This is a genomic window from Mesorhizobium sp. WSM4837 (assembly GCF_055811435.1).
The window spans coordinates 1-22,553 of sequence record NZ_JBVVQE010000093.1; the positions used below are offsets into that span (position 1 = coordinate 1).

22 protein-coding genes and 4 pseudogenes are annotated in these 22,553 nt (G+C 57.7%); 3 read left to right on the forward strand and 23 right to left on the reverse strand.

What is annotated here, in order from left to right; translation table 11 throughout:
• Positions 1-297: 297 nt before the first annotated feature.
• The gene (locus AC0L3D_RS32800; RefSeq protein ID WP_027056410.1) at positions 298-600 is read right to left on the reverse strand and encodes a DUF982 domain-containing protein; all 303 of its coding nucleotides are present in this window, start codon (positions 598-600) and stop codon (positions 298-300) included.
• A 242-nt stretch (positions 601-842) separates the two neighbouring features.
• On the opposite strand from AC0L3D_RS32800, the pseudogene AC0L3D_RS32805 reads away from it, so the two are divergent.
• A pseudogene (locus AC0L3D_RS32805) lies at positions 843-1,305 on the forward strand (Ros/MucR family transcriptional regulator).
• A gap of 1,215 nt (positions 1,306-2,520) precedes the next feature.
• Here the strand turns inward: AC0L3D_RS32805 and AC0L3D_RS32810 are convergent.
• The 3 genes and pseudogenes from AC0L3D_RS32810 to AC0L3D_RS32820 all read right to left on the reverse strand — a co-directional run bounded on the left by AC0L3D_RS32810 (position 2,521) and on the right by AC0L3D_RS32820 (position 4,166).
• Positions 2,521-3,274 (reverse strand): annotated as a pseudogene (locus AC0L3D_RS32810) (adenosine kinase).
• A gap of 18 nt (positions 3,275-3,292) precedes the next feature.
• Entirely contained in the window at positions 3,293-3,841 is a 549-nt protein-coding gene (locus AC0L3D_RS32815; protein ID WP_473647128.1) for a methionine adenosyltransferase domain-containing protein, read from the reverse strand.
• Positions 3,838-4,166, reverse strand: a pseudogene (locus tag AC0L3D_RS32820) (hypothetical protein). The gene AC0L3D_RS32815 and the pseudogene AC0L3D_RS32820 overlap by 4 nt, the downstream one beginning before the upstream one ends.
• Positions 4,167-4,635: 469 nt before the next feature.
• Here AC0L3D_RS32820 and AC0L3D_RS32825 point away from each other — a divergent pair.
• Entirely contained in the window at positions 4,636-4,803 is a 168-nt protein-coding gene (locus tag AC0L3D_RS32825; RefSeq protein ID WP_473647129.1) for a hypothetical protein, read from the forward strand.
• A gap of 272 nt (positions 4,804-5,075) precedes the next feature.
• On the opposite strand, the gene AC0L3D_RS32830 is transcribed toward AC0L3D_RS32825, so the two are convergent.
• The 4 genes from AC0L3D_RS32830 to AC0L3D_RS32845 form a co-directional block, all read right to left on the reverse strand.
• Positions 5,076-5,285: a helix-turn-helix transcriptional regulator gene (locus AC0L3D_RS32830; protein WP_473537081.1), complete on the reverse strand. Its 210-nt coding sequence runs from the start codon at positions 5,283-5,285 to the stop codon at positions 5,076-5,078.
• A gap of 154 nt (positions 5,286-5,439) precedes the next feature.
• A complete protein-coding gene (locus AC0L3D_RS32835) occupies positions 5,440-5,667 on the reverse strand; it encodes a helix-turn-helix domain-containing protein (protein ID WP_473647145.1) in 228 nt (75 codons plus the stop codon).
• Positions 5,668-5,700: 33 nt separating this feature from the next.
• Positions 5,701-5,916 carry a helix-turn-helix domain-containing protein gene (locus tag AC0L3D_RS32840; RefSeq protein ID WP_473525300.1) on the reverse strand — a complete coding sequence of 72 codons (216 nt, stop codon included), beginning with the start codon at positions 5,914-5,916 and terminating at the stop codon, positions 5,701-5,703.
• Positions 5,917-6,206: 290 nt separating this feature from the next.
• Positions 6,207-6,419 carry a helix-turn-helix domain-containing protein gene (locus tag AC0L3D_RS32845; RefSeq protein ID WP_065012446.1) on the reverse strand — a complete coding sequence of 71 codons (213 nt, stop codon included), beginning with the start codon at positions 6,417-6,419 and terminating at the stop codon, positions 6,207-6,209.
• 127 nt (positions 6,420-6,546) lie between these two features.
• Between AC0L3D_RS32845 and AC0L3D_RS32850 the strand changes: the two genes are divergently transcribed.
• Positions 6,547-6,798, forward strand: a complete 252-nt coding sequence (locus tag AC0L3D_RS32850; RefSeq protein ID WP_065012453.1) for a DNA -binding domain-containing protein — start codon at positions 6,547-6,549, stop codon at positions 6,796-6,798.
• A 30-nt stretch (positions 6,799-6,828) separates the two neighbouring features.
• Here the strand turns inward: AC0L3D_RS32850 and AC0L3D_RS32855 are convergent, their stop codons facing one another.
• The 15 genes and pseudogenes from AC0L3D_RS32855 to AC0L3D_RS32925 form a co-directional block, all read right to left on the reverse strand.
• The gene (locus AC0L3D_RS32855) at positions 6,829-7,113 is read right to left on the reverse strand and encodes a DUF2285 domain-containing protein (protein WP_473525299.1); all 285 of its coding nucleotides are present in this window, start codon (positions 7,111-7,113) and stop codon (positions 6,829-6,831) included.
• Between the two features lie 7 nt (positions 7,114-7,120).
• Positions 7,121-7,720, reverse strand: a complete 600-nt coding sequence (locus AC0L3D_RS32860) for a transcriptional regulator domain-containing protein (RefSeq protein WP_473647131.1) — start codon at positions 7,718-7,720, stop codon at positions 7,121-7,123.
• Entirely contained in the window at positions 7,629-8,261 is a 633-nt protein-coding gene (locus tag AC0L3D_RS32865) for an acyl-homoserine-lactone synthase (RefSeq protein WP_473647147.1), read from the reverse strand. Before AC0L3D_RS32865 ends, AC0L3D_RS32860 begins: the two co-directional genes overlap by 92 nt.
• 100 nt (positions 8,262-8,361) lie before the next feature.
• Positions 8,362-9,087 carry a helix-turn-helix transcriptional regulator gene (locus AC0L3D_RS32870; protein ID WP_473479221.1) on the reverse strand — a complete coding sequence of 242 codons (726 nt, stop codon included), beginning with the start codon at positions 9,085-9,087 and terminating at the stop codon, positions 8,362-8,364.
• A gap of 660 nt (positions 9,088-9,747) precedes the next feature.
• Positions 9,748-11,154 carry an aminotransferase gene (locus AC0L3D_RS32875; RefSeq protein ID WP_473593789.1) on the reverse strand — a complete coding sequence of 469 codons (1,407 nt, stop codon included), beginning with the start codon at positions 11,152-11,154 and terminating at the stop codon, positions 9,748-9,750.
• 225 nt (positions 11,155-11,379) lie between these two features.
• Positions 11,380-11,840, reverse strand: a pseudogene (locus AC0L3D_RS32880) (IS66 family transposase); the annotation flags it as partial.
• Positions 11,841-12,355: 515 nt separating this feature from the next.
• Complete coding sequence (locus AC0L3D_RS32885) at positions 12,356-12,862, reverse strand: TIR domain-containing protein (RefSeq protein ID WP_473647132.1); 507 nt, start codon at positions 12,860-12,862, stop codon at positions 12,356-12,358.
• A gap of 9 nt (positions 12,863-12,871) precedes the next feature.
• The gene (locus AC0L3D_RS32890) at positions 12,872-13,732 is read right to left on the reverse strand and encodes a DUF4231 domain-containing protein (protein WP_473647134.1); all 861 of its coding nucleotides are present in this window, start codon (positions 13,730-13,732) and stop codon (positions 12,872-12,874) included.
• A gap of 18 nt (positions 13,733-13,750) precedes the next feature.
• The gene (locus AC0L3D_RS32895) at positions 13,751-14,338 is read right to left on the reverse strand and encodes a hypothetical protein (RefSeq protein ID WP_473647136.1); all 588 of its coding nucleotides are present in this window, start codon (positions 14,336-14,338) and stop codon (positions 13,751-13,753) included.
• 793 nt (positions 14,339-15,131) lie between these two features.
• Positions 15,132-15,629: an Lrp/AsnC family transcriptional regulator gene (locus AC0L3D_RS32900; protein WP_473479208.1), complete on the reverse strand. Its 498-nt coding sequence runs from the start codon at positions 15,627-15,629 to the stop codon at positions 15,132-15,134.
• Positions 15,630-16,128: 499 nt separating this feature from the next.
• Entirely contained in the window at positions 16,129-17,682 is a 1,554-nt protein-coding gene (locus tag AC0L3D_RS32905; protein ID WP_473647138.1) for a fumarate hydratase, read from the reverse strand.
• Positions 17,679-19,112: an NAD-dependent succinate-semialdehyde dehydrogenase gene (locus AC0L3D_RS32910; RefSeq protein WP_473647148.1), complete on the reverse strand. Its 1,434-nt coding sequence runs from the start codon at positions 19,110-19,112 to the stop codon at positions 17,679-17,681. The genes AC0L3D_RS32905 and AC0L3D_RS32910 overlap by 4 nt, the downstream gene beginning before the upstream one ends.
• Positions 19,113-19,307: 195 nt before the next feature.
• Positions 19,308-20,234 (reverse strand): LysR family transcriptional regulator, encoded by a 927-nt coding sequence (locus AC0L3D_RS32915; RefSeq protein ID WP_473647140.1) that lies wholly within the window; start codon positions 20,232-20,234, stop codon positions 19,308-19,310.
• Positions 20,235-20,384: 150 nt separating this feature from the next.
• The gene (locus AC0L3D_RS32920; RefSeq protein ID WP_473647142.1) at positions 20,385-21,299 is read right to left on the reverse strand and encodes an HpcH/HpaI aldolase/citrate lyase family protein; all 915 of its coding nucleotides are present in this window, start codon (positions 21,297-21,299) and stop codon (positions 20,385-20,387) included.
• Between the two features lie 130 nt (positions 21,300-21,429).
• On the reverse strand, positions 21,430-22,553 hold a 1,124-nt coding region (locus AC0L3D_RS32925), incomplete at its 5' end, for a CaiB/BaiF CoA transferase family protein (RefSeq protein ID WP_473647144.1).

Sequence of the window (22,553 nt, forward strand, 5' to 3'; positions counted from 1 at the left end):
GATAATTTGCCCGTGACCGCGCTCTGAGAGTCTCATCCAGATTGTCGCGCGCGTCTCATCCTGATCGTCGCGCTATACTCAGCCGAACCCGACCGCTGCATCTGCACCGCCGAACCTGGCCATTGGCGACCAAGCGATCGCCATGAGCTGCGTCTGGCCATGGTCAGGGTTGCGTGCGATCTGCGGTTTTGTAGTCGGTGGTGAGGAACTGCTTCTCATTCGCGTGGTCTAGCTGAAACCTGGACATACTGCACTCTTTGACGCGCCTCGCGCCAGTCTCAAACACGTCGTCGAAGTCTACACCTGCACTTTTCCACTGCCCGATCTGCAGGCGGCGATCCACTGCATCGCGGAGGTTGGATCTTCCAATATGGCGACCCGCTTCGCAAAGCCGAAAAAGGCATTGCGCGCCGTGCTTACCGGCTTGCGCCCATCGTATGCATCGTAGCATGCCCTGAGGGCGGCTTCGTGGATCAGGTCTCTGCGATCTTCCGGCCATTCATTGAGAAAATCGATTGCATCCGCAAGGCCGGCAATCTCTTGGATGATGTGCGTAGCGCGCTTCACGAAAAGGGGGCTGCTGAAAGCCTCAGCGTTCATTCGTTCCTCCAACCTTCCAAATAGCCGATTTGCGGGAAGAGGCGCCGCACCGACGCGGCGACCATGGCACAGTGTGTTGTCAGGGCGATGACGGTTCAAGAAGAAGATCCGCGGCTGCGGCCGGGTGTGTAGCGATCCGCCAGCAGATCGTGCAATGGCTTGGTTGCTATCAAACGCGGTCGTCACTATTAAGCTATGAATTGATTCTGCACCGCCTAATCTAAGCCCGCAGGAGCGTTTTCATGACCGAAGAAGCTGAGACGAAAGCTGACAACCTCATCGAACTCCGCCCATGTCGTCTCAGCCTATGTTTCGAATAATCCGGTTCCCGTCGGTGAACTGCCTGGGCTTATCGGCCAGATCCACATCGCATTGAAAGGCACTACTGGTGGTACCGCACCAGAAAAGTCGGAAGCTCTCAAGCCTGCCGTACCGATCAGAAAATCGGTTACACCCGATTACATTGTCAGCCTTGACGACGGCAAGAAGTTCAAGTCGCTCAAGCGTCACCTGGCTACCCACTATGGCCTTACGCCCGACGAATATCGCGCGAAATGGGGGCTGCCGGCGGACTATCCCATGGTGGCGCCGAACTACGGTGCGGCGCGCTCGGCATTGGCCAAGACCATGGGTCTGGGCCGCAAGCCGAAGGAACCGGGAGCGCCGGCACCTGCCAAGCGTGCCCGCAAGAAAGCCGCAGCCTGACCGCACTTTGTCAGGATCGATCGAGCGGATCCGGCATCATTTCGCACTTGCGATATAAAATTTGTGCATTGCAATATCCGCAGCTATCGGTATGATCATGTTGTCGGCCATCTACTCCTCCCAGATGTGGTGCCGACGCTGAATGGGGCGCACCTCCTCCCGCGTCTCATTCGAAATAGAGCCCGCTGCCACCTCCTCCCGGCAGCGGGCTTTTCTTTGTCTGAGGCGCGATTTCGGTCCCAGGACCATCGCATTTTAGCGAGGCGAATTCCCCGAACGTCCAGGCCTTTCCTGCCCTGCCCGCATTGAACAAACACCTTCTGACCCTCCCTCAGCATGCCGAGTCCTGAGCGGGTCAGCGCGGGGCATGAACGAAAATGTCGCTCTCACCGTTTTCAGGAGCAATCAAGCCGAAGCCCTTTTGGGGGATTGTACCACTTAAAGGTGCCCTCGCTCTCCAACTGGGCACCCGTCCCGGCGGTGGACTTTCCAGCGCAACTCTCGCGGTTTGATCGCCGACCTACAGCACTCCCGAGACCTGGTGACCTCTTGGGGCTTTCTTCCGTTGTGACCTTGGACGTGTTTTCCTCGTAAACGCCGCGGCTCCCGCCGCCTCAAGTACCCGGATGTGCAGATAGGCCTCGATGCCCTCCGGCAATTTGACAAAGCCAAAACCCTTGCTGGTGTTGAACCACATCACTTCGGCGTCGACAAGGTCCGCGGTTACGTTCGACGAACGCTGAAAGTAGATGGCTCGGAAGACTGTTCCGCAAAGAAATCGTGTCATCGTCATGGCGATGCCGGCGTGGCTGACGAATGGTCTTTGTATTTGCCCATGATCGTCTCGACTTGCTTGAACAACGCATTGCGCTCTCGGCAGGATAACCTCAATCGGGCGATGCGTTCATGTCAATTCACCAGTTGGCCGCTTACCCGCTCTATCGCATTCCTATTCCGGCCGACCTGTTGCCACACGAGGTCGACGATGGCGGGTGAGCAATATGTGCGACATGTCGAGCTGGCGATCGGTACGCTTCCCATATCGCACGGCAGGGGGTTCGCACTGGAGGGCGACACCACAATCAACCTTTTCGATCGTGACATGCCGCGGGCTGCCGTCTCACGCGGATGCGCATACAAAATTTCGATTTACGCGCACTTTCCCCGCACAGCCTGCAGGAGGGGAGACGGGCAGCTTGTCGTTGAGTCGCCCGGCTAGATCAACCCTGCCTGCTCAGCCTCGTGGCGTAAATTATGCCGCGGCCTTGGCCCGATCTGCTGGATCACCAGCCCGGCCGCCAGCGAGCCGAGATCGCCGCAATGCTTCAGGCTGCGCCGCCCTTGCGTGTAGCCGTAGAGGAAGCCGGCGGCATAGAGGTCGCCGGCGCCGGTGGTGTCGACCAGCTCCCGGATTTTGGTCGCGTCGACGGTGACGGTCTCGTCGCCGCGCACGATGACCGAGCCCATTTCCGAGCGGGTGACGGCAGCGATGTTGCAGTCCTTGCGGATCTGGGCCAGCGCCGCAGCGGACGCCTTGTCGGCCTCGACATCTTCCGGCCCGAGCTCGATGCAGGCGCCGAGATAGGTGTTCATCGAGCGCTCGCCGTCTGGGGTAACGAAGATCATCGAGCGCGCCGTCGGTGGCTCGCCATTGAGCGGCTTGGTGTCAGAGGCGACGCCCTGCGCATGGATGTCATGGGCGTAGATTTCGCCGAGCGCATTGTTCGAGACCTTGCCGAAGAAGGCAGCGCGGCCGCCGAAGCTCGCGACGCCCGCCGCCGTGTTGTCGGCGCTGCCGCCGGAGGCTTCGATGGCCGGGCCCATGCGGCTGTAGAGCAGTTCGGCGCGCCTCGTGTCGATCAGGTTCATCGCGCCCTTGATGATGCCGTTGGTTTGCAGAAATGCCGTCGCACTGGGCGAGGATGTCGACGATGGCATTACCGATACAAAGCACGTCATAGTTCGGCATCAATGATGTCTCCGCGAACTACCCCACCGGCTTTTTGCTATGCCGGCCGGGCGCCGGTCTAGCGAGTTGCCGCATGCGCTTGATCCAGCGGCCCTCACGCAGCTGCCGGTCCTGCTTCACGCAGCAAGTCGTCGGCTCTGTCCGTCTTCTCCCAGGTGAACTCAGGCTCTTCACGGCCGAAGTGTCCGTATGTCGCCGTATTGCGGTATATCGGGCGTAAGAGATCAAGCATCTTGATGATGCCTTTCGGTCGGAGATCGAGAAGCTCAAGAATAAGGCGCTCGATCCTTTTTTCCTCGATCTTGCAGTTCCGAAAGTATTGACGAGGATAGACACCGGCGCGGCCACGCCGATCGCGTAAGCAAGCTGAATCTCGCAGACCTCTGCAAGGCCGCTGGCAACGACATTCTTTGCGACGTAACGCGCCGCATAGGCGGCCGAGCGGTCAACCTTGGATGGGTCCTTGCCCGAAAAGGCGCCGCCGCCGTGACGCCCCATTCCGCCGTAGGTATCGACGATGATCTTGCGCCCGGTAAGCCCGCAGTCGCCGTGCGGCCCACCGATCACGAACCGGCCGGTTGGATTGCCCAGGAATCTGTTCCCGTCGTATCCAAGTCGGGCGGCAGGACCGGTTTTATGATCTCCTCAATGACGCCTTCGCGGACCGTGGCTTGTGAGACCGCCTCGTCATGCTGCGTCAACAGGACTATGGTATCCAGCGCCACCGGGCGGAAACCCTCGTAGCGTACGGACACTTGAGATTTCACGTCTGGACGCAGCCAGCCAAGCTGTCCCGTTTTCCGGATCTCTGCCTGTCTTTCGTCAAACGATGGGCGAGTTGGATCGGCAAGGACATCAATGTATCCGTCTCGTTGCAAGCGAATCCAAACATGAGGCCCTGATCCCCCGCGCGTCGCGGGGCAGGAGATCGACCAAGAATTGAACCAACCCTCCGTCCTTGCCCCCTGCATTGAGATGATATGAGGACCAAGGACGTTGTCCGTTGCCGCAAAGAAAGTCGGCTCTGGCGAGCATCCGGACGTGTCGCGCAACGTGCTCCCGACGAAAATCGAGAATCTCCGCTAGTTCGCAGACAGTCAGGTCGGCATGCGCGCAAAGGCCCAGGATCCGAAGGCGAACAAGATGTGCTGCTGTCATTAGGTGATCGATAAGTATTATCATTGGCCAGCACGACGCCAAATAGAAGAACCGAACCCTCGTCCTGCTGGCTTTGTCATTTCGCGCTCTTCGCAAATGCTGTTCGGCAGCGGAACATAAAACGCATTAGATTTCTGCCGTCACTGAACTCGAAAATTGTGGTGAGCGTACCATTGACGGCGATTTGCGGTCGCAAATATTCCATGAATTTCTTTGAAGGATCTGTTGCAACGCCTAAACAAGAACGCGACGAGATCGGCGAGGTGCTGGTAAGACGGCAAGCTGGCGAACTGCTTGGCCAAGAGGGAGGCGATCGGCGCCACCTTTCCCCAGGCGACAGTGCTAACGTGCCCGATCCACCATTAACTTGATTTCGTGTCACGGAAGGATCGTAAAGCCGTCGTGCCGACGCTCAGCGCCATCTGCCGGGGCGCGGACGCCAAGCCGGCTTGAAGGCTCTGGAGGACTTCAGGCCCCGGGACTGGGCCGGCGACAACCGGCGATCACTCAGAGCTGGCGGCGCGACTGGCAGCACGTCGTGCCTCTTCGCCTATCCGGGTGTGCGCAGCATCATCTAGACGACGGATGCGGTCGAAATGTCCGCGGCGCGTCGGCGCCATTTCCAAATAGCGCTTAATCCTGGTCAGTCAGGTCGCACCAGATCGATGTGGCTGACACGGAGGGCTTGTGCCAGTTCATAAAGCGTCACGATGGTGGGGTTCCTTTTGCCCTTCTCCAGCCCGCTGATGTACTGCTGGCTGAATCCGGAGATCTCGGCAAGCTGCTCCTGCGTCAAGCCGGTCTTCTCCCTGATCCTACGTGCATTTCGTCCGACCAGCTTGCGCATATCCATGCGCGGAGGTCAGCGGATCACGGGCCTTGAGTTTAACAACTATAATATGTAATCCACATTGTCATCGATTTGCCCGAACCATCTGCCGCGAGGGCAGCAAATCCAGGGATGCGATTTCGATGACGTTGGTCGCTCAAGCCAAGCACAGCACGAGCTATCGGTCACGCAAGCGACGCACACGTGCGAGAACCCCGCAAGGGTCGATTTCGAGCGCTTCGGCTACGTCGAGGAACTCAATGAATTCCATGCGACGTTCACCGCCCTCATACTTGGCCACGAAAGACTGCGGGCAGCGAAGCGCTTCGGCAACCTTGGCCTGGGTTAAGCCCTTGTTCTTGCGCGCCGCTATCAGCTGTTCCAGCAGCCGGCGTTGGCGGGCGATCGAAGGATCTCGGCATCAGACGATGCATTAAGTCTATTCCGATCGCGGATCGAGCATCCTTGCCGGCTCAACCTCCAGCACCGTAGCGAGCTTCTCGACCATGTCGATGGTAGCAGCATATACACTGCGCTCAAGAGCGCTGATGTAGGTTCGATCAACACCAGCTTCATGTGCCAGCGCCTCCTGCGAGAGCTTCTTTTTCTCGCGAAGCCTACGCAGATTGCGGGCAAAGACCTCTCGGATTCCCATACGCGAGAGGCCACCCTCTTGTTGAGGATTTCACCACGGAGTATACTCTACAAACTAGGAGCAACTGGCACGAGCATCGACTTTGCCCGAACTACCTGCTGTTAGAGTTCGCGACTTCCCGGATGCGATCTGACGATGACTATCGCTCAAGGTCAGCGCTGTAGGTCACGCAAGCTGCGCCAGGGAGCGAAGCCGAATGGTCTAGACCCATGTCGAAGAAAGCGGGCTCAGTTCACTGGCGCGCCATCAAAATCGATTTCGGCAATCCGGGATGGGCCGGATCGCCTTTGTTACTGCGGCGGCCGAATCAACTCACAAGGATCAACGTCAAGCGCTTTTGCGAGCCGGCCAAGCACACTGACGCTTGCGGAAACCCGAGCACGCTCGATCGAACCAACATAGCGCATGCTGAGCTCTGTGCGGGCAGCCAATTCTTCCTGCGTCAGGTCCTGATCATGGCGCAAACGACGCATGTTGATCGCCATGACCTCCTTGAGGTCCATGGCAAGATAGGGACCAGAACCGGAACTATCGTTCTAGGAACGATCGTTCCTATTCGATATGATTAGCCCAACGAGGAGATGTCTTGCCCTATCCGATGACGACAAACCCGAACCGCAGGAGGTCGCGATGAAACCCAAAGTTCAAGACGAAGTCCCGTGGTCGGACCGTCTGACCGCTTACGACAACGAGCACTTCACGATCTATATGAGGCTCCTGGACGCGTCCGCCGACGATGCCAGCGAAGACGAGATGGCGCAGCTCGTCCTCGGCATCGATCCGATGCGAGAACCTGAGCGCGCCCGAATGGCGGTTCGCAGCCATCTCGATCGGGCAAACTGGATGGTTACGACTGGATACAAAGAACTGTTCGCGCGCTGACCGGCCCCAGGTGAGCTATTCCAATTACTTTCAGGCGAGGAAATCCAGATAGCCACGATCCATGAGCATGTGACCGCGCCGGACAGCACGGGGAATGCGATCGCGAAGGTGGTTGCGCGGATCCGTCCAGTCGACCTGGACGCGTTGCCGGCCCAACAGGGCCCTTGCGATTTGACGGTGCGATGCACCGCCTAGCGAGCCGTCAAGCGCCTGGATGACAAAGCGCAGACGGCTGGCGCGGGCCTCGGGCGGAAACAGCCTGTCGGGAAGTTGTCCGGTCGCGTGAAGAGCATTGAGGCATTCGAACGCATTCAACTGCTGTTCATCCGATCGGCGGGCCAGATCGCGTCGACGGAAAGCCGAACGGGGCGCAAAACGTCCGCGCCCTGCACAACCAGTTGTAAATCCGGTGAGCATTTCGGAGCATGATATGCCGGCGACCGTCCGCCGTGATCACGAGTGCCGCCCGACATGGCAAGGCAACGAGATCAAACGAAAGCGTTTCGGGCGACAGTGCCTTTTCCGCAATGACCGGCAGAACATGAGGGCATTGGCGGAAGCACCAGAACACAAACGCATCATGCCTCAACGAGCTTGCGAACAGGAGCCCCCACCGCGTCAGATCGGCCGACGATCTCACCACTTCTATGCCGAAGCGCCTTTCTGCAAATTCTGCGTGCTCAAGCGCGTGCCTCAAGTCACGCTGGAAGGCCGGATTGCGCCGCAGGAATTCCCAGGCCCAGCCGCGTTGCGTCAGGTGCCGCGTATAGCGATAGGATTTCTCATCCTGCCAATCCGGCCCGTCGGCGTCATTATCTATCATAACCATGTCAGGCGCCCGTGCAGAGTACAGGCGCCCACAGCACGGGACCGCCAAGATCGGCATTGTGGCGGACCGCAGCAAGGCTCGCCTCTGAGACATCCAAAAAGCCGGCAACGGCGCGCGTGGTGCCGATTGTCTGGGGCTTACCTATCCCGACCAGCGGCCATCCGGCACGACGCAGGATTCGCTCCATGCCCAAATCCGTAACCGTGACGAAATGGGTGAGTTGCCGTGACAAACCGAACTCGATCATGCCAGCGAGAAGTTCATACGTGGCAACAGCTATACTCCCACTGCCCTTCGGTGCAGACGGTGGGAGATCAAGGGCGAAACGGCTGCTTTCCCAGACACTCGGTTCCTCGGGGGCCGCTCTCCCTTCCAATAGCCTCGAAAAGACATCTCGCAGCATCGTCGGCCCCGTCGAGGGCAGAAGGCGTACGCCGCCCCCGACGCGACCGGCGGAATCGCGCAACACGAGATAGTGCGGTTCCAGGGAATCGAATGAATCGATCTCGAAGCCGCCGGTGGTGCGCACGTTCCAGTCGAGCCGTTCCTTGAAGACGCGGTAGCGCAGGCGGTGCATTTCGTGAAGTTCGTCGGCAAAGGCGCCGTACCAGCCGGGCGCAATAAGTTCAATCATGATGGTCTCCTCGCAGGTATGACCCTGCCATTGGAGGCGAACCTTCATGCCGCGATTGCCTGTGCAATTGCACAGGTGGATCAAAGAGGGATTCTGTTCCTCAGAAAATTGATGATCGAGAGGAGGCCAGCAGCATCACCGCCTGATTTTTGGTGCGCACGCCGAGCTTCTTCTTGGCATTGTCCAGATGGAAAGCGGCCGTGCGCTCCTTGATTCCCAAGATGCAGCCGATCTCCCAGGCGGACTTGCCCTTCGCCGTCCATTGCAGGCATTCGTACTCACGGGGCGTCAGCAAAACGCCGTCCACCGCCAGACCACCCGAAAGCTTGCGGCGAACGCCAATGTGAAAGCACGTCGCCATAATCTCGAGCGTCTGTTCATATTGCTCGGCGATGCGCAGGAAAGTCGGATCAAGCCTGTCTGCCGCGAAGGTCATCGCAGCGACACCACCGCGGCGATCGAGAAGTGGAATCGTCAGTCCGCAGCAGATGCCGAATTCGGCAGCCTCATCGAAAAGCTGTTGCTGTCGCTTTGAAATGCCGGCATAGCCGAAATCCGGTCCCCACCGGAAGGGAAATCCGCTGTATCTTGCCCATCCTATGACCGGGTCGATCCTTTCATATTGGTGGCGCAAGTAGTGCGACGTCCAGCTGGAATGATAGTTCGATATCAGCCTCGGCTTTGTGACGCCATCAGGCACCAGAGACAGGTAGGCGAATGCGCGAATGTCGAAGGCGCCGACCGCGTTAGCCAGTGCGTCACGCAAATCGACCTGATCGACGCTCAAAGACAATTGTTCCAGCAAAGTTTTGAAGACGAGCTGCATTTTCTCCTGCGGCTGTTTTCAATTAAACCTGGGACTTTCTGCTTCTTGGCAGCTACGGCGAGAAGACTCGCCTCCGAGATAAGACGCTGGAGAAATTCACCGCGATGATTGCTCCCCCGACTTTCGATCATGTGAAGGGAGATGTGTGCGACCTCGACGCCGGCTGCCGTAAGCCGCGCGTCGGAAGCTGCGATGGTGGGCGGTTGGCATGGCGTAATAAAAATATCGAAGCTCGATGTGCTATCCGGATATGCAGATCTCGGACTCTCGATTGCGGGCCCGCCACAATCACCCTGATCCAGCGGGTCAAAAAAGGCGCCCTGCCGGCGGGGAGGTACACCGGCAGGGCGCGCCGCACAAACGCCCTGGTCGTTGGGCAACAGGACAGCGGCGGCAGAACTGATTTGGTTATCGCTTGCGATCGAAGTTATCCGAAGCATGCTTAGAATCTGACGGCTTGTAGTTTAGCAGTTTCGGTCGGCTCGGCGCGAAATGCGCTGTCAACCCGTCTTCAACATCGGGACACCAATGAGCGACGAGCCCTAACGACAGCCTGACGTCAAAGCGTCTGGCCTGAGGGAAGGTTCATCCAAGGGACCACTACATTGGTTACCCGGGACGGCGTCGACCTCCGGCTCGTTCCCGTCGGCGTTCGCATGTTCATATCGCACCCTCGGCCTTCAACGCGCGATAGGTTGTCTCGACAGATTTAGCAGTTGCGTCGACGATTATGTCGATCTCCTTTCGGGTGATGATCAAAGGCGGGGCAAAGCCGAGGATATCGCCATGCGGCATGGCGCGGCCGATGACACCGTTCTCGAACAGAGCAGCGGCGGCGCGAACGCCGACCTGCAGATCGGATTCAAACGGTATCCTTTGTTTTGGATCTCGCATCAGCTCTACGGCGGAGAGGATTCCGACACCACGAACCTCGCCGACGATGGGATGTCCCGCCAGTTCGGCATTCATGCGGGCATGCCAATACGGTCCGACGTCGCGGACATGCTCCAGGATATTTTTTTCCTTTAGGAGTCGAATATTGGCGAGTGCGGCCGCAGCGCAAAGTGTGTGACCCGAGTATGTCCAGCCATGGCCGAGGGCGCCGTGCTTCTCTGTTCCTTGTTCCAAGACCGACCAGACGCGGTCGCCAATGATTGACCCGGAGATGGGCAGGTAGGCGGAACTCAAACCTTTGGCGATGGTCACGAAGTCCGGCCGCATGCCATAGAGGTGGGAACCGAATTTCTCACCGGTTCGTCCAAACCCGCAGACCACTTCGTCGGCGATGAGGAGGATATCGTACTTGTCGAGCACGCCTTGGATAGCGGTCCAGTATCCTTTTGGGGGTGGAACGATACCGCCTGTCCCAAGCACCGGCTCTCCGATAAAAGCTGCGACGGTCTCCGGGCTTTCAGCGAGGATAAGGGCTTCAAGTTCATCCGCGCAGCGTTTCGAGAACGCTTGCTCACTTTCGCCGTCATGCGCCTGGCGATAGTGGTGCGGCGTGGTGGTATGGCGTACCAAGTCCAGCGGCAGGTCGAAGAAATTATGGAAGAAGGCAAGGCCTGTCAGGCTCCCGGTGACCAGCCCAGACCCATGATAGCCGCGATGACGCGAGATGATCTTCTTCTTTTCAGGGCGGCCGAGGATGTTGTTGTAGTACCAGACCAGTTTGATATTGGTCTCGTTGGCATCGGAACCGGACAGGCCGAAAAAGACCCTTCGCATGTTTTGACCAAAATATTCGACGACGGCCTCTGCCAAGAGGGCGACTGGCTCCGTACCTTGACTTGCATAGACATGGGCAAACGGCAATTCGTGCGCCTGCCTGGCAATGGCCTCAGCAATTTCCGTGCAGCCATACCCCATATTGACGCAGTAGAGCCCACCGAAACCGTCGAGGCTCTTTCGGCCTTCGGTATCCCAGATGTACACGCCTTCCGCACCGGCCATAATCCGGTTTGGCGTCTCGCCTCGGCTGTGCTTGGCCAGATGCGTTGACGGATGAAAGACGAAGCTTCGATCCTTTTCTCTGAGTTGCTCGGTTCCCAGATTGCTCAAGCGCATGGTCCCTCTCCTCGCCATAGTTGGCGGAGGCACTTGGCCAGCCGCCTGTTTAGCAAATAGCATACTTGAAACGTCTCTCGAGTTTCTCGGGAATGCAGGTTATTCGCCGCGGAATTCGCGGGATCGACCTCCGATTGCCGTGAAAACTAAGGCGCTACCTTCGCCTTCGCCGATAGGGTTGAATTGGTCTCACTGATTCTGCGACGACAGGGCGAGTCCTGGAAACATGAACAGCTTACGACGCGCATGCGCCCAGCATAGCGCCGATTTTAGCGGTCGCGGTCCCCTGGAGGAGCGGGTTGTTGCCGCTATATGCAACGGTTTGCAGGATGCCGTTAAAGGAAGAATTGCGCTCGGGATGCTGTTCCCGCCGGTCGCGCGAGGTACGATAGAGCGCCGCCGGCGATGTTCCGCCGAACGGCCGGTTATCCCTGACATGGGTTCTGATGGTCCGGATCGGTTTTGCTCTTCGCCCAGGTGGTGGCGCAGGTGATCAGGGGCAAGCACATTCGCCTCGATTAGCGCATGCACCGGGTTCTGTGCCGCGGCACAGGCTTCAACCCGGTCGGCCGGCGCCGAGAGGCTGAGGTCGTGCCCCCGCGCATTGCGATCGCTTTGCAGCGGCTGGTGCTCGGCAAACTTCTTAAAATGATAATAGCCAGCAGCTTCGGCCCGGCAAAGACGCGGTGAGAGCGCCTCGCTATCGACATCTTGATTCGCAGCCGACCAGCGCCGCCAAGTTCGGTCGTCACTGTGTTGCTCTTCTTGCGATCGCATATTCGTGGTTGCTGCGCAGGGCGGGTTGCGCAGTCCGAGCGGCGGCTCGCGCGACGCGGGCGAACCGACAGAACTCTTTGCGCCGCCCGGAAAAGCTACCTCCATCAATGCTGGCCGATCGTGCAGTCTTGAAACGCTGGCTCCAGCCTCAAACGTCACTGCGACCAGCCGCTCCTTTTCTCTCGAAACCAGCGCCCTCGTCCGACCTGATCACTCGATCTGATGTTTCGAGCAGGGATCCTCCTAGTGGCCTAGTGGTTGGACTCATGACCTGCAGCCTTCAGCCAAACTCAGCAAATCGGACGTTCTCCGTGGATTATTATCAGCGGCTCGGCAAACTCGGAACACGCCGGCAGACGCTGCTAAGGTTAGTCGCGCCAGCGGATTGCGAGGATCTTCAGGTTAAGGACCTTAGGTAGCGCGATCATAATCCAAGATCCCGGTAGGTGCTTTCGCCATAGCTCCTGGCGCCATCGGCACGCTGAGCGTTTGAAAGCCGATGAAATTCGTTAGGCCAATGGGCAAGCGCGTGCTTGATAGCCTTCATCTTGAACGGCACGTGCACAACGCATTTGTCCCTGATGATGGGCGGACAGATCGCATCTTGTTGTCGCGAACCGTTGAGGTTTGCTGCGATTATCGGAAGAGCTAGATCAAGTGCCAATTCCATTTCCCAGCGCACGAAGCGATAAAGGTTTTTCGTTTTCTCACCGATCAAGACAAGTACCTGGCTCGATCCATTCATTCTGTTGCGAAGATTGCGTTTAACATAGTCTTCGTCCTGTGCTCGGTTCGTCATATTGTCCAGATCGTGAGCGTTCGCGAATTCAAAACTCACATTCTCGCTGGCATTCCACCCTTTCATAAAGCGGTATGCCCAAGCGTCTTCATCGCCATCAAATATTACATAGGTCGGATCGCTGTATGCCATTGTTGTCTCTTAGTTGTTTTGACGAGCAACCCACTGGGTATGCTCCCTTGAGAAAGCCAGTTCGGCCTCGTTCACCGCCGCGGAGAATGCCTCATCAGAGTTGGCGTCCGTAATAAGGTCGGCAGTCAATCCGATCTCGTGAGCTGTCAACGTGTAAGCCGATGCCAATTCGTTAAATTTCTTGATCTGGGTCCACCCGATAAGCGAGGCGGCGATAACGATTAGCGGCTCTGTCGGCCAGCCTGGCATCGCTGGGTCAGCGATGCGTACTACGATGAACGAGAACCCCAGAGCGTAAGCAATGACACCAAGGCCCATCCAAATTTTCGCGGATCTCTTGTTCGAGCGCGCTTTCTTCTCGTACCACTTACGTTGATCGCAAATTCGTTTCTGCAGATATAGCTCTTTTCGTGCTTTTAGCTGCGAGTCCCTTATCGACATCATCTCGTCTGTTGTTTGTGGGGATGCTGAATCCTTGCCGCTCAACGCGCTGCCAAGGTGACGATTGCTGTCAAGGATACCTTCCATGAGCTTGCGAAAATCAGCTCTAGCGTCGGCCGCACGCACGTCATCGAACGGCTGTGCTCGCATAGCAAAGCGCCAGGTCAATGTCTTTACTGACTCGGCCAAAGCTCTAGCTTGGTACCAGACCTGCTCGGGCTTTGTGACCGACCGGAAGATGAGGATTCCCATTGAGCAAATAAACACCGCCGCATACACACCGAAATAGGCTTTTGATGGCGAGAAATCCAAAGAGAGAACAGACGCGAAAAAAAGAAGAATGTACTCTGCCCGGATCAGGCGAAGAAATGTCGCCTGCTGCTCGTTAGATGCCACGTCAGCGCTATTATAAAGTCCAGGATATTTCATTTTTTAGAGCACGCCATTCTATTTTATGGCAGCAAATTCTTTAAGCCAGGATTTGGCAAACGTAACGTTTGCAGTCGAGCTTATAGAGCCTAGTCTTGAGCTAGACGCGGTCCCTCTGTTTATAGACAGGACTGCAGGTCCGGTCCCATCGATGTAGGGGTATAAGCCCAAAAATTCTTGCCCAGAGAAAATTTCCGAAGAATTTTTTGCCACGGGGAGAACTGCTACCGCGGTCCGAAAGCCATCGAAAAAGCCAAGCTCCCAAGGCATCCATCTGGATCCTGGAGAATTGTTCGAATGCACATAGATTAGCGTCTTTGACTGCCTCATACGGGTCCGCAGCAACTCGGCAGTGGCCGAGGAGACCTTTGTGCGGTCCAGTTGTGAATCTTCGATCCAATCTACGTAAGCAGTGAACCCAAGCTCCTCAAAAATTCGCTTCACACCGAGAATGATCTCTGCGTCCTTGAAAGAATGTGACAGAAAAACGTCGAATGACGATCTGGCTGTAGCTGCGGCCATCTCTTCCTTTAGAACGATCGATGCGGCTCTATGTCCTCGAGTGGCATTCGCAACTTTTCTCAGCTCTGCCTCGGTCAGTAGCACTATTCAAATCCCCCATGTTCTGTTCGCAACCTATGAACTAGACGCCCATTCGATTAAGCGACCCATTGTCTCGTGAAAACTGGCACTTCGGGAAACCGCAATGCTCTCCAGCCGGTAGCGCAACCTCCACCTTCTCGAAGACCACGTCCCCTGGCAGCGTGACCGGGCTTGTCACCCACCTACGCGACCGCGGCCCAGCGATGCTCCTCGCTCAGAAGGCTGCGGAGACCAGCAGTGTCAAACAGGACAGACGATCTCCTAATCTTGATCAGCAACGAACTTAGGACTTAAAAAGGCGATGGAGCGATCTCCGACGAGGGCCGGTTTGCTCGCCAAGGCCGAGCGGGCCAGCTTGCACTCCCGCTACCCGTCGGCTTGCCAACGCTGCCCCCCCTACACGGGCGCTGACCGCGACTAAGCTCAATCGTCACTGATCGCCATTCCAGGGCGAAGGTTCCCCAATTGAGGTAGCTGTAGAGGCACTTTTCGGCACTCCGCATCTCAGATATAGACGCCTCCTCCACCAGGCACGATCCGGTTGGCTTCTCGCCGCAACCGTGCTTGGCCAAGTGCGTCCGATGGCTGCTTCGATCCGTCTCCTGGAATCGATCGGTTCCAGATTGCTCCAGCGCATAGTCCTTCCTCGCAATCAACTGGCGGATAGCGCTCGGCCACCTTTTCCAGCAATTAGTATACCGCAAATGTCCCTTGAGTTTCGTCGGAATGGACGCTTTTTGCCGACGAATCTACGGGAGCCGAGCCAAACGCCGTGGAAACTAAAGCTTTTCGGGTTTTACCGTTGCCTCAGGGCGGACAAGGGTATTGGTGAATTGGACTTCACTGGTTTCGTAACGACAAGGCTATAGTATTGATCGATCCCTAAGCCTGCCTGCAGCAGTCCCTCCATGAAATCCTGATAGGCGGCCATAGAACGAGACGCGACCCGCATCAGATAATCGACGCGGCCCCCAATTGCCCAGCAGTCCAGGATTTCCGGAATCTCTTGGATTGCAGTTTCGAAGTGTCGTTGGTCCTCAAGACGATGGCGATCCAGCACGACCTCCACCAATACAAAGATCATGCCACCGATGAGGGCAGGACTCAGTCGCGCGTAGAATCCCTCAATAATCCCTGCGGCCTTGAGTGCTCGGAGCCGCTCCGAACAGGCCGACGCCGAAAGATGAACTCGTTTTGCAAGCTCACTTTTTGAAATCCGACCGTCTGCCTGAATTTCGGAGAGAATCCGGACGTCCCAACTGTCGAGTTGCACGGGATCGGGTTTCGACTTCATAACCTGTTGCTCTCAAGCAGCGATCGACAGCGCGTTGTGTGCCGATCAATTCTATCACCAATTGAAACGACCGATGTAGTAGTAGAAGGCCGTTCTCGGCCCGAGATGTGCCAGAATCGGGTACGAGAATCAGCTGAGCGAGAGCGATCCGCTGAGAAAAGATGCAGAAGTGTTTTGGCTATCGGCCCGACGCCTAACGGGGCAATGATGCAGCTGGAGTGGATAGTCGGCGGCGTCGGGGATGTCCTGATAAATAGATAACCCATTTCTTAAATCTCCGCTGCCGTACTTAATAGAGTGCCGCGACAGCAATTCGAGCCTCGATCGCGTGGACGACACACTCTATGCAGTATTCACTGGCACATTCAGCTTCGGGGTGAATTGAAGACCTTGCTCGTCCGGCTCGCCGAGGCGCAGGGCACCGCAAATGCCGCTCGGCCTACGACTCGCCCAACAAATTTGCGCTGGAGTCTGGCCGAAATCATCCAACCGGGAAGACTCAAACGCCGATGTTGCGTGCGATGCTGTCGGCCGCCATACGCTTACGCCACTCAACAGGCCCGGAATTGTGAATGGAGTTTCCCTCAACATCGACGGCCATGATAACAGGCATGTCCTGCACATCGAATTCATAGATGGCTTCCATGCCCAGCTCTTGAAAGGCAACGACCCGCGCCGCCTTAATCGATTTTGAAATCAGGTACGCAGCGCCACCCACTGCAGCAAGATATGGAGTTTTGTGTCTTACGATCGACGCGATGGCGGCCGGTCCCCTCTCCGCTTTGCCCACCATCGCGAAAAGGCCGGTTTCGGCGAGCACCTTGTCCGCAAAGTCGTCCAAGCGGCTGGAGGTTGTTGGACCAGCGGGTCCAACAACCTCATTCCTCACTGCCCTGACGGGACCGACGTAGTAGATCACGCGTCCCCGCAGATCGACTGGAAGCGGCTTGCCGGCATCGATCAGTTCGACCATTCGCTTGTGGGCTGCGTCACGGCCCGTCAGCATCTTTCCGGATAAAAGGAGGGTCTCCCCGCAGCGCCACGATGCTGTCTCTTCCTTCGTCAGCGTATCAAGATTAATCCTTCGTACGCCGGCTGGCCTCAATTCTTCCGTTCCAACCTCGGGCCATTCGCTCAGATCGGGAGGATCAAGCCTAATGGGTCCAGAGCCATCCAAGGTAAACTTCAGGTGCCGGTTGGCGGCGCATTGCGGGATGAGCGCCACAGGCTTGGACGCCGCATGAGTAGGATAGGTCGCAACCTTGACGTCAACGACCGTCGTCAGCCCACCAAGGCCTTGGGCGCCGATACCAAGCGCGTTGATCCGCTCATAAAGCTCAATCCGCAGTCCCTCCTCTGCGCTTGACGCCCCCCTGGCGATCAGTTCCGCCATATCGATGGGGTCGTTCATGGCTTCCTTGGCCAGCAGCATCGCCTTTTCAGCGCTACCACCGATGCCAACGGAGATCAGGCCGGGCGGACACCACCCACTGCCGAGGGTCGAAACGGTATCGACTACCCAGTCGGAAACAGACCCGCTGGGGTTCAAGGTGGTAAAGCGTGCCTTGTTCTCCGATCCGCCGCCTTTTGCGGCAATGGTAATCTCAATCTGGTTACCCTGCACAAGGTCAACGTGGACGACTGCCGGCGTGTTATCGCGGGTGTTGACCCGTCCGGCGAGAGGATCGGCAACGATCGACGCCCGAAGCGGATTGTCCGGATCGAGATATGCCCGACGGACGCCCTCATTCACGAGGTCTGCGAAATTGCCCGCTGAGTTGATGCGGACGTCCATGCCGACCTTGGCGAAGACCACCACTAGGCCGGTGTCCTGGCACATCGGCCGCCGCCCGAAGGCCGCCATGCGGGAGTTCAGCAGAATTTGGCTGATTGCGTTCTTTGCCGACGGACTCTGTTCGCGCGCGTAGGCCTGCGTAAGAGACCGGATGTAATCTGGAGGATGGTAGTACGAGATGTACTGAAGAGCGTCGGCAACGCTCCTTGTGATGTCCTTGCCGGCGATGGTCCGTCTTCTATTTCCCACCGGATTCATCCAAATGAGCTGAGGCCGTTGACCATTTTGAGGATTTGGAAGCTTCGGACCCCCTGCTCGCCGCCTTCATATCCGTAACCACTCTGCTTGACACCCCCATAAGGGGCGTCCGCGGAAACCCCTTTCAGGTAATTCACACTGACAGCGCCTGCCGAAAGACTGTTGGTCAGCTTTCGTTGTGTATCGGCAGCTTCCGTGAAGAAGTAAGCGGCCAAACCATACTCGGTGGCGTTGGCTTCCTCAATCGCCTCCTCGAGCGCGTCGAACGGCGCCACAGTGAGGATCGGTCCGAACGGCTCTTCATGAAGCACTCTCGCTTCCTTGGGTACGCCCGTCAGGATGGTTGGCGGCCAGTAAAAGCCCGGTCGGTCGAGGCGGGCGCCACCGGTCTCGATGCGGGCGCCTCGTTCGACCGCATCCTTGGTCAGGCGCTGCATGGCTTCGATTCGCCGGGCGTTCGCCATCGGGCCCATGTCCGTTGCAGCGTCGTCTGGTAGGCCGATCCTGATCTTGCGGACCGCCTTCGTCATCCGGGACAGAAATTCCTCATAGCGGGACCGAGCGACAAAAATCCTGCTGGGCGCATTGCAGCTCTGGCCCGCGCACTCGAACTTGTATTCCGAGATCGCCGGTATGGCCTTTGCCAGGTCGGCATCCTCGCACAGTATAACCGGAGAGTGCCCACCGAGTTCAAGAATGCAGCGCTGCAAATTATTCGCCGCGAGCATGGCCAGCTGTTTTCCAACAGCGGTTGAACCGGTGAAAGTCAACACCTTCACGATTGGCGAACTGAGCAAATGCCGCGATATATGCACCGGCACACCGAAGACCAGATTGACCACGCCGTCCGGAACGCCTGCTTGGCGCAATGATTCAACGATATGGACAGCCACGCTCGGTGTCTCTTCAGCCCCTTTGAGGATCACCGGGCAGCCTGCCGCCAGCGCGGGGGCGAGCTTGCGGGCGATGAGAACGGCCGGATAGTTCCAGGGCGTAAAGGCAGCAACGACACCGAGCGGCTCCGGGACGATCATCCGGTTCGGGCCTATCGGAATCGGGGCCGACAGCTCGTCGGCATGCCTGCCGTTCCACTCCAGCGTTTCGACGGCGCGCGCGTACTCACCTATTGCCTCGGCAATCGTCTTTCCCTGTTCGGCCGATAGGTCCCTGGCTGCGGCTCCAGCCTTTGCTGCTAGGATTCTAGCGGAGGCTACCAGGATTTCGCCGCGCTCTTTCGCAGGCCGTGCGGACCAAGCCTTACGGCTCCGTTCTGCCGAAGCAAGAGCCTCATCCAGATCGGAAACGGTCGCCGAGGCCACCGAGGCAAATACCTCCTCCGTCGCCGGATTGATCACCGGCAGAGAGGCTCGGCTACCACCGGCCCGCCATTTGCCGTTAATGAAGAGCTCGTAGCTCCTAGCGTCGGACATCGCGGGCTCCGCCTGTCTGAGTTCTGACCATACGAGCGCCGTTTCGCTATCGAAACCGCTGAACTCGCTTGAGCCAGTTTCATCGCGATGGTCGCGGCGGGTCAAATATCGAATATTGCCGAAATCCATCTGGAATCCAGATCGATCTGTTCCGATGGTGAAAAAGGTCTGGGCTGTTTTTTAGATCGGCGCTTATCAGGTCGCGTCAGGAGCCGATGCTGCCCAGCCCCGGCTCTCTATTAATGCTCTGGCGACCTTGGGGATGAGCTTGCGGACTGCGGAGACGGCCGCAGAACGCTCATCTTTCGGATTTACAGCAAGCACAACCGAGCGGGTAATCACGGGGTCTACGATCTTGACTGTTCGGACTAGCCCTTGAGAGGCTTCTTTCTGAACCGCAGACGGGGCGAGAATAGAATGGGCTTTCCCCTCTATGACCATGTTGATGATCGTTGAAAGCGAGTCCACTTCAAACTTGACGTCCAGCGCGCAACCGTGTTGCGCGACGACGTCAGCCACCGAACGCCTGACATTGTTGTTGCGCATGGGAACAGCCAGCGGGAATGCATGCAGGTCAGCCAGAGATATTGCATCTTCGAATGGTGGCTCACCGGACGGGACCACCAGACAAAGGTTTTCGCGTGCTAGCACCGTCATTCGGCCTATACTGTCCGCGGTGCGGTAGAGAACCGCCAGATTGAAGCGTCCAGCAGCCATCCACTCCTCTAGCGGTCCAGTCATACCCTCGACCATCTTGAGGGACACCTTGGGCAGTTCGTTTCTCACCGACTCAAGCAGCGGACCGCTTAGGACGCGAGCAGCTCCAGACGGAATGCCAATAGTCACCTCCCCCGCCGGGGAAGCAGCTGTGTTGGTCAATTCCACCTCGGTAAGTCGAATTTCTTTGAGGATCGCCCGTGCCCGCTCGAGCAATTTGGCTCCTGACGCCGTGACGCTGACGCCGGTTCTGTCGCGTATTAGCAGTTGAGTGCCGAAACCCTCCTCCAGTTGACGCACATGTAGGCTCAGAGCACTTTGGGCGACATTGAGGAAGCCGGCGGCCTTCGTAAAACTGCCTGCTTCAACCACGCCGACGAAATATCTTAACTGCCTGATTTCCACGAGTACTCTTCCGAGGGCAAACTCCAATTTATGTAATCTATCTCGAAATGCGATGGTGCGACAGCAATAATTGTGCCACGCTGCAACGATTGTCGCGGCAATCCACGGGCGAGGCGTGTCCTCCGTCCGGTTTCATCAGTTGCTAAGGACTTAAGCGCCCAGCTCGGCTTTCGTGCCCATGGCGATGATTTCTCGGGCCCTTTGGACAACCGGTGCATCGACCATCTTTCCATCCAAGACGAAAGCACCTCTGCCCTGCGCCGCGGCATTGTTTTCCCCCGCGAGGACACGACGGGCCCACTCTATGTCCTGTGCGCTAGGCGAGAAAGCCTCGTTGAAAATAGCCACCTGTGTCGGATGGATCGCCAAAGCTCCGGCAAATCCAAGACACCGCGCATGCGCGGCGGTTTTACGAAGTTTATGCGTGTCGGAAAACTCGCCGATGCTTCCTATGAAGCCCAGCGGTAGCAAGCCGGCGGCACGGGCAGCAAACAGAACAGAAAGATTTGGCGACAACAGAAGGTCGAACTCCGGCGAGCCGCCAACAGCTGCACTGAAGTCTTCGGGACCGAGCGCCATTGCGACCATCCTGGGGTGCGCCGACGCAATGGCCGCGAGCCTTTGCAACGCGCCTGGGGTCTCGATCTGAGAGAGGAACCGGATGGCTCCTGCCGCAAGATTTCTTTCTCGTTCAAGTTCCGAAACGGCATTCGCGACTTCTAACACCCACTCTGCCGAATCCGTCTTCGGAAGAACCAGCGCGTCCACTCCGGCCACCACGGCTGCATCGAGATCGGCCGCCAAGGCGCGCAAACCACGATTCACGCGGACCAACACAGATGCGCCTTTCCGCGCAACTTTTGCCACGGATTCAGGAAGCTGCCGCCGTGCCTCGTCCCTCTGATGCTGGGGAACGGAATCCTCCAAGTCGAGAATGACGCCATCTGCACCCCGCTCATGGGCCGTCTGCACAAAGCGCGGAACGTGGGCGGGAACGAAGAGCAGGGATCTCCAGCGTGGTACAGACATCGCACTTTCAGCGGTCGGAACGGTGTCCTTGATCATGGATTCGCCCCTGCAGTCGATTTTAGCGAGGGCGGTGCCAGTGAGATTTCTCGGCGGCCAGCGTGCACAGATGACAGGTACTCAAGCACTTTGCAAACCGCAAGCGCACTCGCCTTACCGAGACGCCCGCTCACGCTGACGCGGCTCTTTCGCGCAAAAGCCCCAGAACCTCCTCGCGGACAGCGTCAGTATGGGCACCACGAGCCGGAACTGGGCGCAGCGAGGGCCTCTCAGAGTTGAAGATCGCCGCGGGGGCTATCGTCTCTACAGGTCCTTCAGGGGTGCCAATCTCAACCCTGCGAACGTGTGGATGCCTTGAAATATCCGCCACTTCGTTGAGTCGCCCATATGCCAAACCGGCCGCCTCAAGCTCCTGCATTGCTTCCTGGCAGGACAGTTCGGAAAAACGCCGTTCAATGATCTGGTCAAGTTGCGCACGATGACTAAGGCGCTCCATATTGTCGGCAAAAACAGGTGCGCGTGTGAGTTCCGGCTGCTTCAAGAATCTCCCGCAGAAATTTACCCATTCGCGGTCATTCTGAACCGAAAAGATGACGTCCTTGCCGTCGGCGCAACGATAGGCGCCATACGGCGCCAGCGAAGGGTGGTTCACGCCGGCGCGTTCCGTATGGTAGTCACCGTATTCGTGTTGCAGAACCGGCACGTTCATCCAGTCGGCGACGGCATCGAACAGTGACACCTGAATACTGGTGCCTTCGCCGGTGACCTCGCGGTGATAGAGGGCCTGAAGAATGGCGCTGTGGGCCGTCATGCCCGCAGAGATGTCGCAAACTGACACCCCTACCCGGGCCGGGCCCTGTTGGGTACCGGTGATCGCACACAGACCTGTTTCGGCCTGGACGATGAGGTCATAGGCTTTCAAATGGGAATAGGGCCCTGTCTCCCCGAAACCAGAGATATCGCAGGTGATCAGCCGCGGAAAACGTCGACGGAGATCAGCAGACGCGAAACCCAGTTTTTCGATACTGCCCGGCTTCAGATTCTGGATAAAAACGTCAGCATTGGCTATGAGCGTATCGAGGACGGTGCGGTCGATGTCCAACCTCAGGTCCAGACAGACCGACTCCTTACCCCGGTTGAGCCAGACGAAATAAGCGCTCTGTCCCCGCACCAACTTGTCATAGTTTCGGGCAAAGTCTCCTTCGGGCCTTTCGATCTTGATCACCCGGGCGCCGGCGTCGGCAAGACGAGACGACGCATAAGGGGCGGCCACGGCCTGCTCCACAGCAACGA

Bases quoted from the DNA above. Each gene is read 5' to 3' on its own strand.
- AC0L3D_RS32920 (WP_473647142.1), bottom strand. From the start codon at position 21,299: ATGATCAAGGACACCGTTCCGACCGCTGAAAGTGCGATGTCTGTACCA.
- AC0L3D_RS32830 (WP_473537081.1), bottom strand. From the start codon at position 5,285: ATGGATATGCGCAAGCTGGTCGGACGAAATGCACGTAGGATCAGGGAG.
- AC0L3D_RS32865 (WP_473647147.1), bottom strand. From the start codon at position 8,261: ATGATTGAACTTATTGCGCCCGGCTGGTACGGCGCCTTTGCCGACGAA.
- AC0L3D_RS32825 (WP_473647129.1), top strand. From the start codon at position 4,636: ATGAATTTCTTTGAAGGATCTGTTGCAACGCCTAAACAAGAACGCGAC.
- AC0L3D_RS32900 (WP_473479208.1), bottom strand. From the start codon at position 15,629: ATGAAGTCGAAACCCGATCCCGTGCAACTCGACAGTTGGGACGTCCGG.
- AC0L3D_RS32875 (WP_473593789.1), bottom strand. From the start codon at position 11,154: ATGCGCTTGAGCAATCTGGGAACCGAGCAACTCAGAGAAAAGGATCGA.
- AC0L3D_RS32800 (WP_027056410.1), bottom strand. From the start codon at position 600: ATGAACGCTGAGGCTTTCAGCAGCCCCCTTTTCGTGAAGCGCGCTACG.
- AC0L3D_RS32840 (WP_473525300.1), bottom strand. From the start codon at position 5,916: ATGGGAATCCGAGAGGTCTTTGCCCGCAATCTGCGTAGGCTTCGCGAG.
- AC0L3D_RS32845 (WP_065012446.1), bottom strand. From the start codon at position 6,419: ATGGACCTCAAGGAGGTCATGGCGATCAACATGCGTCGTTTGCGCCAT.
- AC0L3D_RS32890 (WP_473647134.1), bottom strand. From the start codon at position 13,732: ATGAAATATCCTGGACTTTATAATAGCGCTGACGTGGCATCTAACGAG.
- AC0L3D_RS32910 (WP_473647148.1), bottom strand. From the start codon at position 19,112: ATGTCCGACGCTAGGAGCTACGAGCTCTTCATTAACGGCAAATGGCGG.
- AC0L3D_RS32885 (WP_473647132.1), bottom strand. From the start codon at position 12,862: ATGGCATACAGCGATCCGACCTATGTAATATTTGATGGCGATGAAGAC.
- AC0L3D_RS32870 (WP_473479221.1), bottom strand. From the start codon at position 9,087: ATGCAGCTCGTCTTCAAAACTTTGCTGGAACAATTGTCTTTGAGCGTC.
- AC0L3D_RS32905 (WP_473647138.1), bottom strand. From the start codon at position 17,682: ATGAATCCGGTGGGAAATAGAAGACGGACCATCGCCGGCAAGGACATC.
- AC0L3D_RS32850 (WP_065012453.1), top strand. From the start codon at position 6,547: ATGAAACCCAAAGTTCAAGACGAAGTCCCGTGGTCGGACCGTCTGACC.
- AC0L3D_RS32860 (WP_473647131.1), bottom strand. From the start codon at position 7,720: ATGTCTCAGAGGCGAGCCTTGCTGCGGTCCGCCACAATGCCGATCTTG.